We start from the raw sequence: 16,793 nt of genomic DNA on the forward strand, positions 1-16,793 counted from the left end.
GACACTGGAAGATGTTCGGTCAGGCGGCGGCGCCGGCGCAGCACGCAGGGCGGGGCATGCCGGGCGGGAAATAGAACAGCACGCACGGGGACTGGCTTTTATTTTTATACAGCGTATGGTCGGGACTATCCGTATTTGTTCTTCAAGAGGAGCCTAAATGTCAGGTAAATCCCCGCAGGGTTCAAATGAGAAAAAGCCGGGCAAGTCCATCAAGGATAAGCGGGCCGAAAAACGAGCCAAGAGTGCCAGCGAAGCAGAAGTGGCTCCCAAGAAGCGCAAGGGCCTCTAGCCCGCAGCAGTAGGCCGGTAACCGCCGGCCGGTCGGCAGCAGCAGAAAGGGCCGCGGATTACCGCGGCCCTTTCTGCTGCCCGATTCAACAGCGGGGCAAGCCCTTTAGCGAGATTTCCAAGTAGCGCCGGTAAAAGTCTCCGCAGGTTACTCAAAAGCCGTGGGAAATACCTGCCTTTACGCCCGCACTCGAATTCCGGCGCCGGGTCAGCCCAGCTGGCGGCCGGAGCGCACGGCGCTGCGGTCCAGAAGCCAGGCGGCGAACCCCAGGACGGCCGTCAGGGCGAGGGTGGCCACCAGCTGGATGCGCACTGCGGGATCCTGGAAGCCAAGGACCACAATGCCGGCCAGCAGGGCCAGGGCAAAGTAGGAGAGCCAGGGGAAGGCCCACATCTTGAAGCTGAGCTTCACTCCGGCGGCCTCGGCGCGGCGCCGCAGGATGATCTGGGAAACAATCGATACGCCCCAAACCACCAGGCAGGTGGACCCGACCAGGTTCAGCAGGATCATCAGGACGGTTTCGGGGTAGAGGTAGTTCAGCACCACGGTCAGGAAGCCGAAGGTTACCGAGGCGATGACGGCGGCCCGCGGCACGCCGCTGGTGCCCTTGCGCGCCAGAGCCCTGGGAGCGCGGCCCCGCTCCGCCAGCGAGAAGACCATACGCGAGGCACCGTAAAGGTTGGCGTTCAGGGCCGAAAGCAGGGCCACCACAATCACGACCGCCATGACGACGTCGGCACCGGGAACGCGGGCCGCGGCAAGTGCGGCGACAAAGGGTCCGGTGCTCAGCGACTCGCTGTCCCACGGCAGGATGGTGACGATGACCAGGACGGATCCGATGTAGAAGATGATGATGCGCCACACCACCGAGGTGATGGCTTTGGCGATGTTGGTGCCGGGATCCTCAGTGTCGGCAGCTGCAACGGCAACAATTTCGGTTCCGCCAAAGGCAAAGACCACCAGCAGCAGGCCGGCGCCCACCCCGCTCCAGCCATGGGGCATGAAACCGCCGTTGCCGGTGAGGTTGCTCAGTCCGGGCGCATCGACGCCGGGCAGCCAGCCGGCGATGAAGGCGATGCCGACGGCGAGGAAGGCCACGATGGCCACGATCTTGAGCAGGGCAAACCAGTACTCGAACTCTCCGAAGCTGGCGACGCCGCCCAGATTAATTGCCGTGAACAGGCTGATGAACACCAGCGCCAGCAGCCACTGCTGCGAGCCGGGCCACATGGAGGCAACAATTGCAGCTGCCGCAGTTGCTTCCGCAGCAATGACGATGACCAGCTGCAGCCACCACAGCCATCCGATGGTCGTTCCCACCGGCCGGCCCAGGGCCTTCTCCGCGTATACCGAGAAGGCTCCGCTGGTGGGATCTGCTGCGGCCATCTCGCCCATCATGCGCATGACGAGGATAACCATGGTGCCCGCGATCAGGAAGGACAGCAGGACGGCAGGTCCGGCTGCCTCGATGCCGGCGCCGGACCCGACAAACAGCCCGGTTCCAATGGCGCTGCCCAGGCTCATGAACACCAGGTGGCGCGGCTGCATTTTCCGTGCGGCGGGCGGTCCTGCCGGGGCGGGCGCTGCCGGTCCGGTGGAGCCAGCCGCGGAGGTTCGGGTACTCATGGAAAAGGAGCCTTTGACGTTGGGGATTCCGGTGAAGGGCGGGCGGGAACAAGCCGGTCCGGACCTAGCTAACTATCTTATGCCGCCTTGGGCGTTATCCACGCTGTTCATGATCCATGCCACAATGCTTACAGTTTGCACAGCAGAAGCGGTGCCGGAGAGGAAAACATGTCAACGGATGCCCTGGATGCCCAGATCATTGCGCTGTTCACCGACGAACCGCGGATGTCCGTCCTGGAAGCGTCACGCTCCCTGAAGGTGGCCCGCGCCACCGTGCAGGCCCGGTTGGACCGCATGCAGCGCACCGGGGTGATTTCGGGCTGGGGGCCGCGGATAGATCCCGCGGCGCTGGGTTACGCAGTCCTTGCCTACTGTTCCCTGACCATCAGCCAGGACACCGGACACGACGCAGTGGTGAGAGCCCTCGCCGAAATTCCGGAAATCCAGGAAATCCACACCGTCTCCGGTGAGAGCGACCTCCTGGCCCGGGTGGCGGCACGCTCCAACTCCGACCTGCAGCGGGTGATCGACTCCATCGTGGCTACCCGCACGATTGTGAGGTCCTCGTCCGTGATCGTCCTGAACACGCACTTTGACGGCCGGACCCTGCCGCTGCTGCACGCCGCCTCCGCTGCGGACCCGGCGGCAAGCCCGGCCGCTGCGGGCTAATCCTGCACTTGTGACGCAGGTCGCCTTGCACAGCTGGAAAATGAGTTAGAGTCATTCTGACTTTTACTCTTCCCGCCGGGCTTCACCGCCGTGGCGGCCGGCAGGGAAGGGCCTTCATGGTTCCCCAGCAGGTACCCCACGGGTACGCCAACGTCTCCGAACGTGCCCGGCAGCCACCGGCACTGGCCATCTCCACCGTCATCTTTGCCCTGCGGCCGGACCCGGACACCGGCCGCCCCGCCCTCTGGCTGCCCCTGGTCCGCCGCATCCGCGAGCCGTTCCGGGGTCTCTGGGCACTGCCCGGCGGCCCGCTCGGGGCCCGCGAGTCGCTGCAGGAAGCCGCCGCCGGCAACCTCGCCTCCACCACCGGGCTGGCGCCGAAGCATCTGGAGCAGCTCTATGCCTTCGGCGGGACCGACCGGTCGCCGTCGCCCCGGGTGGTGTCCATCGTGTACTGGGCCCTGGTTCAGCCCGATGAAGCCGCGCTGTCACGGCAGGACGAGAATGTCCGCTGGTTTCCGGCCGCCGCGCCGGGGCAGCTGGCCTTCGACCACAACGAGATTGTGGAGTACGCCCTGTGGCGCCTGCGCAACCGGATGGAATACGGCTCCATCGCCTACGCCTTTTTGGGGGACACCTTCACCCTGGCGCAGCTGCGGGAAGTCCATGAAGCAGTGCTGGGTCGCGAACTGGAACCGGCCAACTTCCGCCGCCAGCTGCGGGCAGCACCGGACATCGAGCCCACTGACCAGTATCTGCAGGGCGGCAGGCACCGCCCGCCGCGCCTCTACCGCTACACCGGAGCGCTCCTGTCCGGCCCGGAAACAGTCGCCGGCCCGGAAACATCCGCCGGCCCGGAAACATCCGCCGGCACCCAAACATCCACCACCCCAGCAACGGAGCAGTGAACCATGAGCAACATCCCCGGCACCTCCGCCCCCAGCGTTGCCACCGCCGTCGCACTGATTTCAGCCGCCGGCGCCGCCGCCGGAAAAGCCTCCTCCGCCGGAACCTGCACGCCGGAGCTGGTGATGCCGCCGTGGGAATTCGACGGCGCCCCGCTGCCGGACTACGGCCCCGGCGCCTCCATGCATGACGCCGCGCCGCCCGCCACGCCCCGGCAGGGCAGTCTTCCCCAGGAATACCGGCAGGCGTCGAACGCCGAGCTGCACCTGCGCATCACAGCCGCCAAGGAAAAGCTGGGGGACCGCGCCGTCATCCTGGGCCACTTCTACCAGCGCGACGAAGTCATCCGGCACGCGGACTTTGTGGGCGATTCCTTTCAGCTGGCCAAGGCAGCCAAGTCCAAGCCCGGCGCCGAGGCCATCATCTTCTGCGGCGTCCACTTCATGGCCGAAACCGCTGACCTGCTCTCCGGGCCAAATCAGGCCGTGGTGCTGCCCAACCTGGCCGCGGGCTGCTCCATGGCGGACATGGCGGACATCGATTCGGTGGCTGCGTGCTGGGAACAGCTCACCGCGCTCTTCGGCTCGGAGCCGGACGACGACGGCCGGGTCCCGGTCATTCCGGTCACCTACATGAACTCCTCGGCCGCGCTGAAGGGTTTCTGCGGTGAGAACGGCGGCATTGTCTGCACCTCCTCCAACGCCTCAGCGGTGCTGGAGTGGGCCTTTGAGCGCGGCCGGCGGGTGCTGTTCTTCCCGGACCAGCACCTGGGCCGGAACACCGCCAAGGCGATGGGCATACCGCTGGAGGCCATGCCCATGTGGAACCCGCGGCTGCCGCTGGGCGGAAACACAGCGGAGGAACTGCGGGAATCACAGGTGCTGCTCTGGAACGGCTTCTGCTCGGTGCACAAACGCTTTACCGTCGCCCAAATCGAAAAGGCCCGGGCGGAGCATCCCGGCGTCCGGGTGATCGTGCACCCGGAATGCCCCATGCCCGTCGTGGACGCCGCCGATGAGGCCGGCTCCACCGATTACATCCTCAAGGCCATCGACGCCGCTGAAGACGGCAGCATCTTTGCCGTCGGCACCGAGATCAATATGGTCAACCGGCTGGCGGCCCAGTATCCGCAGCACACCATCTTCTGCTTGGATCCCGTCATCTGCCCCTGCTCCACCATGTACCGCATCCATCCCGGCTACCTGGCCTGGGTGCTGGAGGGCCTGGTCCGGGGCGAAGTCCTGAACCGGATCACTGTTCCCGCCACCGTTGCCGTTCCTGCCCGCACCGCGCTGGAACGGATGCTGGCGGCGCGCCCGTGATCACCGTCGTCGGAGCCGGCATCGCCGGACTGACGGCCGCGCTGAGCGCGGTCCAGACTGACCCGGCCGTGGAAGTGACCGTGCTGGCCAAGGGTGCGGTGAAGCAGTCCAACACCTGGCTGGCCCAGGGCGGAATTGCCGCCGTCGTACCGGACGCGGCGGCGCCCGGAGACACCGTGCAGGCGCACGCGGCGGACACACTCGCCGCCGGTGCCGGGAAAGGCGACCCCGAGGCGGTGCAGGTTCTCTGCTCGGCAGCCGGCGAGCAGATCCGGCGCCTTCTGCAGCTGGGCACGCCCTTTGACCGCGATCCGGCCGGCGCCCTCGCGCTGGGCCGGGAAGCGGCACATTCGGCCCGACGGATCCTGCACGTCAACGGCGACAGCACCGGAGCAGGCATTGCCGCCGCCCTGCTGCAGGCCGTGGCGGCGGAACCGCGGATTACCGTCGCCGAGCACACCTTCGCGGCCGGCCTGCGGCAGGAAAACGGCCGGGTCACCGGCGTGCAACTGCTCCGGAACGGCGAGATCACGGCGCTGACGGCCGACGCCGTGATCCTCGCCGCCGGGGGAGCGGGCGTCCTGTACGCGCACACCACCAACCCGGAGCCGGCAACCGGCGACGGCGTGGCACTGGCCGCGGGAGCCGGTGCGGCGACGCGCGACCTCGAGTTCTTCCAGTTCCATCCCACCTCCCTGGACGTGCCGGGGAACCCACTGATTTCCGAGGCGGTCCGCGGCGAGGGAGCCGTGCTGCGCAACGCCGCGGGGGATCGCTTCCTGCTGGCCGGCCGGACAGCCCGGGCCGCCCACCCGGACGCTGAACTGGCTCCGCGCGACGTCGTCTCCCGGGCCGTCAGCGCCTATCTGCTGGACAGCGGGGAACCGTGCGTCTGGCTGGACGCCACCGGTGTTGCAGCCGCCCGCGGACCCGGATACCTGGCCCGGCGCTTTCCCGGCCTGGACGCCCTGACCCGCCGGCACGGGCTGGACTGGGAGCGGGACCTGCTGCCCGTGGTTCCCGCTGCCCACTACTGGATGGGCGGAGTGTCCACCGATTTACGGGGCCGCACCACGGTGCCCGGACTGTACGCTGCGGGCGAGTGTGCCTGCACCGGTGTGCACGGCGCAAACCGGCTGGCCTCCAATTCCCTGCTGGAGGGACTGGTGTTCGGTTCCCGGGCCGGCGCCGCTGCCGTAACGGACGGTCGAACCCTTGCACTTTCCGCCGTCTCACGCGCGGCTCTTTCCGCTGCCTTTCCTGCCGCCCGGCCAGACCCCGAACGGGCATCGTCCCTGCCGGCGGAGTCCGGACGGAAGGAGCCTGCCTTTAGCCGTGCTGCCCTTCAGGAACTCATGTCCGCCCGGGCCGGGGTGCTGCGCAGCGCCGACGGGCTGGCCGCTGCCGCCGCCCAGGTCGCCCGCTGGGAGCGGGAAGCGGCGGGGAACGCAGCCACGACACTGCCGGCACCGGAAGTACGGGTGCTGGAAGACGCGAACCTGCTGACCTGCGCACGGCTGCTCCTGGCCGCCGCACTGCGGCGCACCGAATCCGTGGGCGCCCATTACCGCACCGACGCCGAGATCCGCCCGGCCGAGGAAGCCGCCGGCACCCGCCCCGCCGACAACACCCTGCACCTCACCGCATGAGCTCCCCGAAGGGAAACACCTCCATGACCACCAGCACAGCGCTTCCCCGTTCCGTTCATCTGCCGGCACCTGTTCCGCAGGATGCAGTGGACCGCATCGTTGCCGCGGCGCTCGCCGAGGACGCACCGTGGGGCGACATCACCTCCGAACTCCTGGTCCCGGTGGAAGCCCGGGCCTCGGCCGTCCTCACCGCCCGTGAACCAGGCATCTTCTGCGGAGCGCAGGTGATCGAGGCTGCGTTCCGGCTCACCTCTGCGGAAACAGCAGTTCAGTTCCCGCTCCGGGACGGCGAGTCCTTCGACGCCGGAACAGTCCTGGCGGAAATCAGCGGACCCGCCCGCGCGGTGCTCACCGGTGAACGGGTGGCCCTGAACCTGGCGCAGCGGCTCAGCGGCATCGCCACCCTGACCGCGGCCTTTGTTGCGCAGACCGCCGGGACCTCCGCCCGGATTACGGATACCCGCAAGACGACACCGGGCCTGCGCATCCTGGAACGCCACGCCGTCCGGTGCGGCGGCGGGAACAACCACCGGTTCAGTCTCTCCGATGCCGTGATGGCCAAGGACAACCACCTGGCGCTGCTGGCCGCCGGCACCGTGGAGTTGGCGCAGGCCCTGGCGGCGGCCAAGGCGAGGCTGCCGCACACCGTGCACTTCGAGGTGGAGGTGGACCGGCTGGACCAGATCGAAGCAGCACTGGCCGGCGGTGCGGACACCGTGCTGCTGGATAACTTCTCTCCGGCGGATCTGCGCCGGGGCGTGGACCTGATCGCCGGACGGGCGCTCACCGAAGCCAGCGGCAATGTCCGGCTGGAAACAGTTGCGGAGATTGCCGCCACCGGGGTGGACCTGATTTCCGCGGGAGCACTCACCCACAGCGTCCGGGCCCTGGACCTGGGGTTGGACCTGGTGTGATGTACCTGGATGCAGCCGCCACCGCCCCGCCGCGGCGCGAAGTGCTGGAGGCCATGTGGCCGTACCTCACCACGGAGTTCGGCAATCCCTCCAGCTCGCACTCGGCCGGGGAATCGGCCGCCCGTGCCCTCGCGGCAGCCCGGGAGACAGCGGCCGGGGTGCTCGGCTGCCGCCCCGGGGAAATCATTTTCACCTCCGGCGGCACCGAGTCGGACAACCTCGCAGTGAAGGGCCTGGCCCTGGCGGGGATGGACCGCCTGGCCCGGCGGGACCGTCCGGCGCAGGAAGGCACAGGTGCCGCTCCGCACCTGGTCTCCACCGCCGTCGAGCATCCCGCGGTGCTGGAGTCCCTGGACTACCTGCAGCGCCGCCACGGCTTCCGCGTGACGCTGCTGTCCGTGGACGAAACGGGCATGGTGGATCCGGAGGAGGCCGCCGCGGCCCTGACGCCGGAGACGGTGCTCTGCTCGGTGATGTACGCCAACAACGAAGTCGGCACCGTCCAGCCGGTGCGGGACATTGCCGCCCGCTGCCGTACGGCGGGCGTGCCGTTCCACACGGACGCGGTGCAGGCCGGCGGCTGGCTGGATTTGAATGCGACTCGCCTGGGGGCGGACGCGCTGAGCCTGTCCGGACACAAGCTGGGCACGCCCAAGGGGATCGGGCTGCTGTACCTGCGCGGAGCGCCGGCACTTGAGCCGGTGATGCACGGGGGAGGGCAGGAGCGCGGCCGGCGTTCCGGTACCGAGAATGTGGCCGGGGCCGTGGGGATGGCTGCGGCGCTGGCGCTGGCTGCCGCGGAGCGCGACGACGCCGCCCGGCGGGCGGAGATGCTGCGGAACCGGCTGATTGACGCCGTGCTGCGCGGGGTTCCCGGCGCCCTGCTGACCGGGCACCGCAGCGAACGGCTGCCCGGCCACGCCTCGTTCTGCTTTCCGGGGACCTCGGGCGAAGCGGTGCTGCTGGAACTGGAACGGGCCGGTGTGCTGTGCTCCAGCGGCTCGGCCTGTGCCGCCGGCTCTGATGAACCGTCGGCTGTCCTGACAGCGATGGGGCTGGACCGGGCGACCGCGCAGACGGCCGTGCGCTTCACCTTTACAGCTGCGCTCCGGGAGGACGACGTCGACCGGGCCGCGCGGGCGGTCGCCGCCGCCGTCGAAGCAGTGGGGGGACTGGCGCCGGGGCCCGCTTGCAGCGGGCAAGGCCCAACGAGTCAAGCGCCCGCCAGCAATCCGTGCCTCATGAGGCAGATGGTGCTCTAATCCGGTACACATGCTCGAAGTGCTGTGACACCTTAGCTGTACAACATGAGACTCATGGACGGTCCCAGAGAAGGAGTCAACATCATGACGAGCCCCAATTCCAAGCCGCAGGTCCTGGTGGGTGTCGTGCCCGGTACGGCTGCCGCGGTGGTCGACGTAGCGGGAGGCTTAGCCGACAGGCTCGGGGCGGACTTGGTCTGCGCCACTGTCGACGCCTCCAGCGAGGAAGTCAAGCAACGAGCCGACGGAACGGTGGTGTCCGAGCCCATCAATCCCGACCTGCCTTTCGAAGAGACCCAGGAGTTCGATCCCGGACTTCGGGCAGAGATTGCGGGAGCATTGGATTCGCACCCCGTAACGTGGTCCGTCCGTGCACTGGCCGGTGGTCCGGTGCAGGAGCTTGCCCGGCTGGCCGACCAACTGGACGCGGCTATGATCGTTGTCGGCACACGCGAATCAGGTTTCCGGGGTTCAATTGAAGAGTTTTTCACCACCTCCATCATGGTTCAGCTTGCCCACCATCAGCACCGTCCGGTGGTGGCTGTTCCGTTGCACCCGGTCCTCGACGACGGGTTGCTGCCGTGGCAAAGTCCAGGTGATTGAACGACACGCTCGCGACTTCCGAAAGCAGGTCCCGGCTGTGGCGGCGCTCTGACACGGGCGGATCAAACCGGGTGTCCTGCAGGGTTCCGCCGTCGTCCAGCCATCCCCGGTTGGTGTAAAAATCAATGGCCCGTTTGTTGGTTGCTTCAACCCACAGGAATGCCCGGTGATATCCCAGCGACGTGAGTTTTTCCTCCGCAGCGGCGAACAGGGCTGAACCGACACCCCGGGCCCAGGCATCCGGATACACATTGATTGCGTAAAGCTGTCCGGTTGGAGCTGCTGTGCCGCCCTCCGGTTCCGGACCGGCTGTACCTTCCGCGGGTCCGAATATGCAGAACCCGGCGACTCCGCTGTCCGTCTCCGCGACCAAATGGAAGATTCCGGGCCTGGGCTCCAGAATGTTCCGCCGCCAGCCCCTCGCGGAAGTCTCGAGGTTTAGGCCGTCCAGGTATTCGTCGGACATGACATTCCGGTAGGCAGCCCGCCACGCCGAAATATGGATGTCGGCAAGCCGGGGAGCATCGCTTTCCACCGGATGCCTCACCAGGACCGTGGAGCTGGTCATTTATCCTCCTGAAACGGAAACGGCGGATGCGGGGGTGTGGCAGCAAGGCTACCTCGACTGCGCTACTCCAACCCGGCGAACCGAACACCGGTGAGTTCGGTGCTGACTTCCCAGAGCCTGCGGGCCGTGTCGGGGTCCGACGCCTGCGGAGCCGGGGTCACCCGGACCGGCCGCCCGCGGAGCTGCCCGGGCCCGCCGGGACCGTAAAACTCCCCGCCCCGGACCCCGGGCGCGGTGGCCGCATACAGTGTGGGCAGCGCCCCTGACGTTCCGCTTTGGCCCAGCAGACGGAAGAAGGAACCCAGGATGTCCAGTGTTGCCGGATGGTTCATACCCGAGGTGAGGTTGGTGTTGGCGAAGCCCGGATGGGCTGCCGCTGCCAGCAGCTTCTCACCGTGCGCCTCGAGCCGTCGCTGGAATTCAAACGTAAACAGCAGATTGGCCAGCTTGCTCTGGTTATACCGGCTCCACGGGCGGTAGCGGCGCTGCGCGGCCAGGTCCTCAAAGTCAATCCGCCCGCCGCGGTGGGCCAGGCTGGAAACGGTGACCACGCGTGCAGCCGGAGCCTGCCGCAGCGCCGGCAGCAGCAGGCCGGTCAGGGCAAAATGTCCCAGATGGTTCACCCCGAACTGAAGCTCAAAGCCGTCAGAGGTGGTCCGGTGCGGAGTGGCCATCACCCCGGCGTTGTTGATCAGCAGGTCCACCGGGACGTCCTGCTCGGCAGCGAACCGGTGCACGGATTCCAGTGAACCGAGATCGAGCCGGCGCAGCCGCACGTCGTCGTTTCCGGTTTGGGAGCGGATCCGGTCCTGTGCAGCCGCCCCGCGCGTGAGGTCCCGGCAAGCCAGATCCACGCGGGCCCCCTTCGCCGCGAGGACCAGGGCGGTTTCCAGGCCCAGGCCGCTGTTGGCGCCGGTAACGACGGCGTTGGTCCCGGACAGGTCCGGGATGCTCTCAGCGCTGAAATTCTCCACGTGGCTCCCGCCGTCGTTCCGGTTTCAGGGCTGTCCCGGCGGGACTTAGCCGTCGTTCGCGGGCAGGCTGGCGAGCAGCTTGTCCGTCAGCGACTTCAGTTCCTGCATCTCGGTTTCGCTGAGGGCGGGAGTGAGCAGCTCATAGATGCCGCGGACGTGGGCGCTGCCCAGCTTCCGCTGCAGCGCACGCCCCTCCTCGGTCAGGGACACTTCGACGCCCCGCTGGTCGTTCTCTGCGGGCCGGCGCTGGACCAATCCCTTGGACTCCATCCGCTCCACCATCCGGCTGAGGCTTGGCTGGCTGATGAGCAGGTGCACATTGAGCTCATTCAGGCGGATCCAGCCGGTGGGGCAGCGGGTGAGATTGAACAGGACGTCGTATTCCCGCATGGACAGTTCCTTGAACGCCGGATCCTTCTGAAGCCGGCGCATCACTCCCACCTGGGTCCGGAACAGGGACTCCCAGGTCTCTGCTGCCTGTCGAACGGGTGCGCTGCTGGTATCCAAGGACATGCCTCTAGCCTACTGAAGAGAAGGAGCAGCAGTTGAACGTGACGAAATCCGGGCCGCGGCCACCCGGGCGGCATGTGTGGGGCCCTCGGGAACGTCGGCCGGCCGGCGGGCATCGAATTCGCGCCGCAGTTCCGGCAGCACATATTCGCCGAACAGATCCAGCTGCTCCAGGACCGTCTTCAGCGGAAGCCCCGCATGGTCGATCAGGAACAGCTGGCGCTGGTAATCACCGAAGTACTCCTGGAAGGAAAGGGTCTTCTCGATCACTTCCTGCGGGCTGCCGACCGTGAGCGGGGTTTGCGCGGTGAAGTCCTCCATAGAGGGGCCGTGCCCGTAAACGGGAGCGTTGTCGAAGTACGGCCGGAACTCGTTGACGGCATCCTGGGAGTTTTTACGCATGAAGAACTGCCCGCCGAGGCCCACGATGGCCTGGTCGGCCCGGCCGTGGCCGTAGTGCTCATAGCGCTCGCGGTAGAGGCTGATGAGCTGCATGTAGTGCTCCTTCGGCCAGAAAATGTTGTTGGCAAAGAAGCCGTCACCAAAGTAGGCGGCGATCTCGGCCACCTGCGGAGTGCGGATGGAGCCGTGCCACACGAAGGGGGCAACGCCGTCGAGCGGGCGCGGGGTGGCGGTGAAGTTCCTCAGCGGAGTGCGGAACTTCCCCTCCCAGTTCACTGTCTCCTTGTCCCAGAGCTGGCGCAGCAGGTTGTAGTTCTCCACCGTCAGCTCCACCGAGTCCTGCATGTTCTTGCCGAACCACGGGTAAACGGGGGCGGTGTTGCCGCGGCCCAGCACCAGGTCCACGCGGCCGTCGGAGAGATGCTGGAGGGTGGCGAAGTCCTCGGCAATCTTCACCGGGTCATTGGTGGTGATCAGCGTGGTGGCCGTGGAGAGGATGATCCGTTCGGTCTGTGCGGCAATGTAGCCCAGCAGGGTGGTGGGGGAGGACGCGTAGAACGGCGGATTGTGGTGCTCGCCGGTGGCATACACGTCCATGCCGATTTCTTCGACCTTCTTGGCGATGGCGACGGCAGCCTTGATCCGTTCGCCCTCCGTGGGAATCCGTCCGGTGACAGGATCGCGGGTGATGTCGCTGACGCTGAATACGCCGATCTGCATGGTGTCCTCCGATGTGGCTGGTCCAGCTACAAGTATATGCATTTGCATCTACATAGCGGAACAACGGTGCCTGCCGGCGATTCATTCCCGCAGGACTGCCGTGGGGCCTATTGGGGTTCCTGGCTCCCTGGCCGCAGTCCCGAGAACGTGGCCGCGTTTCCGGAGCCGGGAAAGACGATGTGTTTCATGACGCCGTCTCCCACCGCACGGTCCGCAGCGTAGTAGGACAACAGATCCGGGGCAGCGGGGTCATATGGCGCGTAGAGCCGAGGAGCTAGCGCCACAACCTGTCCTGCAACAAGCCTGTCCCCGAACCAGGCACCAACGCGGTAGTCAAGGGATGCGGCATCCACGATCAAGGGATAACCGGGGAAGGCGGCGCTGGCTTCGGCGGCCGCGGCCGGGGCTGCCGAAGAGGAAGCTGCCGCATCGCCCGTGCCGGACTCATAGGGTGCGCAGCGGGTCAGGAGCTCCGCGACGGAGCCCTGCCAGGTCACGAAGTCGGCAACCCAGGGCGAGCCCGGGTCCCCCGCCGTCTGCATGGCGCCCTCCATGGGGGACGCCAGCGCCGCCAGCGCAGCGCCCATGTCCTGCGGAGCGTCTCGGGCTATTCCATCCAGTGCTTCGTTGAGGGTGCGGGCGCTTTCGGCACTTCCCAGGAAAGTGCTCGCACCAAAGTCATCAATCCGGTAGATGTAAGTGGCCTGGTAAAGGGGGCCCTCACCATTGGTCTTGAGGAGCTTGGAGCAGGTCTGCTCTTCGGAGTCCTCTACCGACGCCTGGATCGACGGCGGGGCGGCGGCGGCAGGAGCGGAATTTGCAGGAGCGGAATTGTCGGATGCGGAGGTCGCGGGATCGGAGTTATGCGGTGCGCCCGGTTCAGCGGTTGCGGCACTGCAACCGGTAATGAGCAGCAGGGCGATGGCAGGGACGGCGACGGCTTTTCTCATGGTTCCCCCGGGAGATGTTGACAGTGGTCCCACCCTAGCGGTTGATACGGCCGGCGGACCGGGGGAACCCCGCTGTGTTTTACTTTGCCGAAATTACCCTGGCGCCGCCGAGGCGCCCGCGGTTGGCGTAAAGGACAGCTGAGGAGGGAAGCGGCCGGCCTTTAAACCTGCCCCTGCTGAACCTCCGCTGTGTGATTCGCGGAGTGGCGGCGCCGGCCTGCCCGCTTCTCCCGGGCACCCTCCACCAGCCGGTACAGGACCGGCACCAGGATCAGGGTCAGGACGGTGGAGGAGACCAGGCCGCCGATCACCACAATCGCCAGCGGCCGGGAAATGAAGCCGCCCTCGCCGGTGACGCCCAAGGCCATGGGGGTCAGGGCAAAGACAGTGGCCAGTGCGGTCATCAGGATGGGCCGCAGGCGCTGGCGGGCTCCGCGGGTAATGGCATCGGCGACGTTCATGCCGGGCTGCCCGTTGCGCGGCTGCCGGTACTGGTTGATCAGGTCCACCAGCACGATGGCGTTGGTGACCACAATGCCCACCAGCATCAGCATGCCCACCAGGGACGGAAGCCCCAGCGGCACGCCGGTGATCAGCAGCAGCAGGATGGCGCCGGTGGCGGCAAACGGCACGGACACCAGCAGGATCAGGGGCTGGATGAGGGACTTGAAGGTGGCCACCATGATCACGTAGACAATGGCGATGGCCGCCAGCAGTGCCAGTCCCAGCTGGGTAAAGGACTCATTCTGCTGGGTGGCGGCACCGGACAGCGTGGCCGTCACGCTGGCCGGAAGATCCAGTTCGGCGAGCTTGGCCTGGACTTCGGTAATGGCCGCGCCCAGGTTTTCGCCCGCCGGGGATACCGAGACGACGGCGGTGCGTTCGCCGCCGGAGGCGGAGATCGACGTGGGCGTGTCCACTTCCTCAACCGTGGCCAGTGAACTCAGCGGCACGGTGCCGGACCCTGCGGGCACGGGAACCTGGCTGAGCTGTTCCACGCTGGTGATCTGCGTTCCTTCACCGATGAGCACGGGGAAGTCATCGGTGCCGATGCGGATGGTTCCGGCGGGCAGCGGACTCAGCGTGGAGGCCACCAGGCCGGCAATCTGCTGTTCGTTCAGTCCGGCGGCCACTGCCTTGGCACGGTCGATGGATACCTGGACCACGGGGGAGGAGGATGACAGGTTGCTGGTGACTTCCCCGGCGGAAGCCAGCGAGGACATCGCTTCCACCACCTGCTCGGAGGCAGGCTGCAGCTCGCTGGGATCCCCGGCGGACAGACTGATATCCACCGTGTTGGACGTGCCGAAACCGCCGCCGGTGCTGCCCAGGGTGAGGTTCCCGGCGTCGTCGTCCAGTGAATCCAGTTCACTGCTGACGGTCTCCCGCAGCGCCACCTGGTCCACACCCGGCTCGGTGATGACGGTGTAGGAGGCCACCGAGGATCCGCCGGAAGCGAAGGCGGCGAAACCGGAGGCGGAGGTGCCCATGGTGACCTGGACGTCCTTGACGCCCTCGGTTCCGCGCAGCACGTCCTCCACGTCTTGGGCCGCAGCGGAGGTGGTCTCCAGCGAGGTGCCCGGCGGGAGTTCCTGCCGGACGCTGAAGGTGTTCTGTCCGGTGTCGCCCAGGAGATTGGTTTGCAGCAGCGGTGTCATGGCGGCAGTTCCCGCCAGGACAATGAGTCCGGCCACCACTGTGTAGACCGGATGCCGCTGGGTGGTCTGCAGGACGGGCACATACCCGCGCTGCAGGAACGACTTGGACTCGCGGGCTTCCACCTCTGCGCGGTAGGCGGCGGGGTCCGCAACCGGTTTGCCGGATTTCAGGAACCAGTACGCCAGCACCGGCACGATCGTCAGGGAGACCAGCAGCGAGGCCAGGAGGGCCAGGGAAGTGGTGATGGCGAAGGGCCGGAAAAGTTCTCCGGCCAGGCCGCCCACAAAGGCGATCGGGGCGAAGACGGCAACCGTGGTCAGCGTCGAGGCGGTGATGGCGCCGGCCACTTCGCACACGGCCGTCAGGATGGCCGTCCGCTTGTCGGTGCCGTAGCCCAGGTGCCGCTTGATGTTTTCGATCACCACGATGGAGTCATCCACCACCCGGCCGATCGCGATGGTCAGGGCGCCCAGGGTCAGGATGTTCAGCGAGTAGCCGAACGCCAGCAGGCCGATGAACGTCACCAGCAGGGACAGCGGAATGGACACCGCCGTGACGAGGGTGGAACGGACGGAGAGCAGGAAGACCAGGATGACCAGGACAGCGAACCCCAGGCCGAGGATGCCTTCGGTGGTCAGGTTGGAAATGGATTCTTCGATGAACGGTGCCTGGTCAAAGACCACCGTGAACTTGGCGCCGTTGCCCAGTTCGGATTCCAGGGACGGCAGCAGGTCCGTGACCTGGTGCGAAATGCCCACCGTGTCGCCGGCCGGAGTCTTGGTGATGGACACGGCCAGTGTGGGCTGCCCGTTGGTCCGGGTGATGGAGGTGTTCTCGTCTTCGACGATTTCCACCGAGGCCACGTCGCCGATGGTCACGGGACCGGCCCCGGAGGCGGAGCCGCTGCCGGCGGATTCAACGGGCAGGGCGGAGACCTTCTCGAGGCTGTCCAGCGGGCTGCCGATCTGGATGGGCAGGGTGCGGGTGTCTTCGGTGACGGTGCCGGCCGGGACCAGGGCGCCGCTGTTTTCCAATGCGGAGGAAATGGCCGACGGCGTAACACCCCGGGCAGCGAGGGCTGCCTGGTCGGGGAGGATGGAAATGCTCCGGGTGGATCCGCCGGTGACTTCCGCGGTCCGGACCCCTTCGATTTTCTGCAGCCGCGGAACGGTGAGGCGCTGCAGATCGGCGTTCAGTTCCGCCAGCGGCTGGTCCGAGGACACGGCCAGGTACACAATCGGGAAGTCGCTGATGCTGCCGGCGAGGGACTGCGGATTCGCGTCGTCGGGCAGCAGCTGCCGGGCGTTGGAGATGGCGCGGTCCACCTGTCCTCGGGCACGGTCCAGATCCGTTCCGTAGGCGAAGGTCAGGCTGATGGTGGAGAGCGAGCTGCGGGACGTGGCGGAGGAATCTTCCAATCCCTCGACGGCGGTCAGGGCCCCCTCCAGCGGCTCGCTGATCTGCTTGTCCACAACTTCCGGGGAGGCTCCGGGCAGCGCAGTGATCACGGTGATCTGGGGGAATTCCAGCGACGGAATGAGCTCCTGTTTGAGCGAGCCCATGGAAATCACGCCGAACACGGCTATGAACACCGTGATCAGGGCGATGAGCGCCCGGTTGGAGAGCGAAAACTTGGCCAAACGGTCCATGAGCCTGCCTTTAAGAGAAGCTGAACTGAGATAAATCGGCAAAACACTCCGGACCAAAGCCGGTTCCGGCACTTAACGTTCGTTGGACCGGGCCGACCGGATGGGTCAGCCCGGTCCAACG

Annotated in this window: 15 protein-coding genes; 8 read left to right on the top strand and 7 right to left on the bottom strand. The window is 66.9% G+C overall.

The window, feature by feature from the left end; translation table 11 throughout:
- Positions 1-157: 157 nt before the first annotated feature.
- On the top strand, positions 158-289 hold the full coding sequence (locus AC4D2W_RS10175) for a hypothetical protein (RefSeq protein WP_490926756.1): 132 nt from the start codon (positions 158-160) through the stop codon (positions 287-289).
- Positions 290-496: 207 nt separating this feature from the next.
- Here the strand turns inward: AC4D2W_RS10175 and AC4D2W_RS10180 are convergent, their stop codons facing one another.
- A complete protein-coding gene (locus tag AC4D2W_RS10180; protein WP_490926758.1) occupies positions 497-1,915 on the bottom strand; it encodes an amino acid permease in 1,419 nt (472 codons plus the stop codon).
- Between the two features lie 168 nt (positions 1,916-2,083).
- Here AC4D2W_RS10180 and AC4D2W_RS10185 point away from each other — a divergent pair, with 168 nt between their 5' ends.
- From AC4D2W_RS10185 to AC4D2W_RS10215, 7 genes are all read left to right on the top strand, one after another.
- The gene (locus tag AC4D2W_RS10185) at positions 2,084-2,584 is read left to right on the top strand and encodes an Lrp/AsnC family transcriptional regulator (protein ID WP_490926759.1); all 501 of its coding nucleotides are present in this window, start codon (positions 2,084-2,086) and stop codon (positions 2,582-2,584) included.
- A 116-nt stretch (positions 2,585-2,700) separates the two neighbouring features.
- On the top strand, positions 2,701-3,492 hold the full coding sequence (locus AC4D2W_RS10190; protein ID WP_490926760.1) for an NUDIX hydrolase: 792 nt from the start codon (positions 2,701-2,703) through the stop codon (positions 3,490-3,492).
- Between the two features lie 3 nt (positions 3,493-3,495).
- Positions 3,496-4,812 (top strand): quinolinate synthase NadA, encoded by a 1,317-nt coding sequence (gene nadA / locus AC4D2W_RS10195; RefSeq protein ID WP_490926761.1) that lies wholly within the window; start codon positions 3,496-3,498, stop codon positions 4,810-4,812.
- Positions 4,809-6,461, top strand: a complete 1,653-nt coding sequence (nadB, locus tag AC4D2W_RS10200) for an L-aspartate oxidase (protein ID WP_490926762.1) — start codon at positions 4,809-4,811, stop codon at positions 6,459-6,461. Before nadA ends, nadB begins: the two co-directional genes overlap by 4 nt.
- Positions 6,462-6,484: 23 nt before the next feature.
- A complete protein-coding gene (gene nadC, locus AC4D2W_RS10205) occupies positions 6,485-7,375 on the top strand; it encodes a carboxylating nicotinate-nucleotide diphosphorylase (protein ID WP_490926763.1) in 891 nt (296 codons plus the stop codon).
- Positions 7,372-8,637 (top strand): cysteine desulfurase family protein, encoded by a 1,266-nt coding sequence (locus tag AC4D2W_RS10210; RefSeq protein ID WP_490926764.1) that lies wholly within the window; start codon positions 7,372-7,374, stop codon positions 8,635-8,637. The genes nadC and AC4D2W_RS10210 overlap by 4 nt, the downstream gene beginning before the upstream one ends.
- Positions 8,638-8,721: 84 nt before the next feature.
- Positions 8,722-9,240, top strand: coding sequence for a universal stress protein (locus AC4D2W_RS10215; protein WP_490926765.1), 519 nt, complete (start codon positions 8,722-8,724; stop codon positions 9,238-9,240).
- On the opposite strand, the gene AC4D2W_RS10220 is transcribed toward AC4D2W_RS10215, so the two are convergent.
- The 6 genes from AC4D2W_RS10220 to AC4D2W_RS10245 form a co-directional block, all read right to left on the bottom strand.
- A complete protein-coding gene (locus tag AC4D2W_RS10220; protein ID WP_490926766.1) occupies positions 9,137-9,808 on the bottom strand; it encodes a GNAT family N-acetyltransferase in 672 nt (223 codons plus the stop codon). The two genes, AC4D2W_RS10215 and AC4D2W_RS10220, sit on opposite strands and share 104 nt — an antisense overlap.
- A 62-nt stretch (positions 9,809-9,870) precedes the next feature.
- Complete coding sequence (locus tag AC4D2W_RS10225; protein ID WP_490926767.1) at positions 9,871-10,782, bottom strand: oxidoreductase; 912 nt, start codon at positions 10,780-10,782, stop codon at positions 9,871-9,873.
- Between the two features lie 45 nt (positions 10,783-10,827).
- On the bottom strand, positions 10,828-11,295 hold the full coding sequence (locus tag AC4D2W_RS10230; protein WP_490926768.1) for a MarR family winged helix-turn-helix transcriptional regulator: 468 nt from the start codon (positions 11,293-11,295) through the stop codon (positions 10,828-10,830).
- A 9-nt stretch (positions 11,296-11,304) separates the two neighbouring features.
- Positions 11,305-12,414: an LLM class flavin-dependent oxidoreductase gene (locus AC4D2W_RS10235; RefSeq protein ID WP_490926769.1), complete on the bottom strand. Its 1,110-nt coding sequence runs from the start codon at positions 12,412-12,414 to the stop codon at positions 11,305-11,307.
- A gap of 107 nt (positions 12,415-12,521) precedes the next feature.
- On the bottom strand, positions 12,522-13,364 hold the full coding sequence (locus AC4D2W_RS10240; protein ID WP_490926770.1) for a hypothetical protein: 843 nt from the start codon (positions 13,362-13,364) through the stop codon (positions 12,522-12,524).
- A 161-nt stretch (positions 13,365-13,525) separates the two neighbouring features.
- On the bottom strand, positions 13,526-16,672 hold the full coding sequence (locus AC4D2W_RS10245; RefSeq protein WP_490926771.1) for an efflux RND transporter permease subunit: 3,147 nt from the start codon (positions 16,670-16,672) through the stop codon (positions 13,526-13,528).
- Between the last annotated feature and the right edge of the window lie 121 nt (positions 16,673-16,793).

It is taken from the genome of Arthrobacter sp. TJ-58, assembly GCF_058269295.1.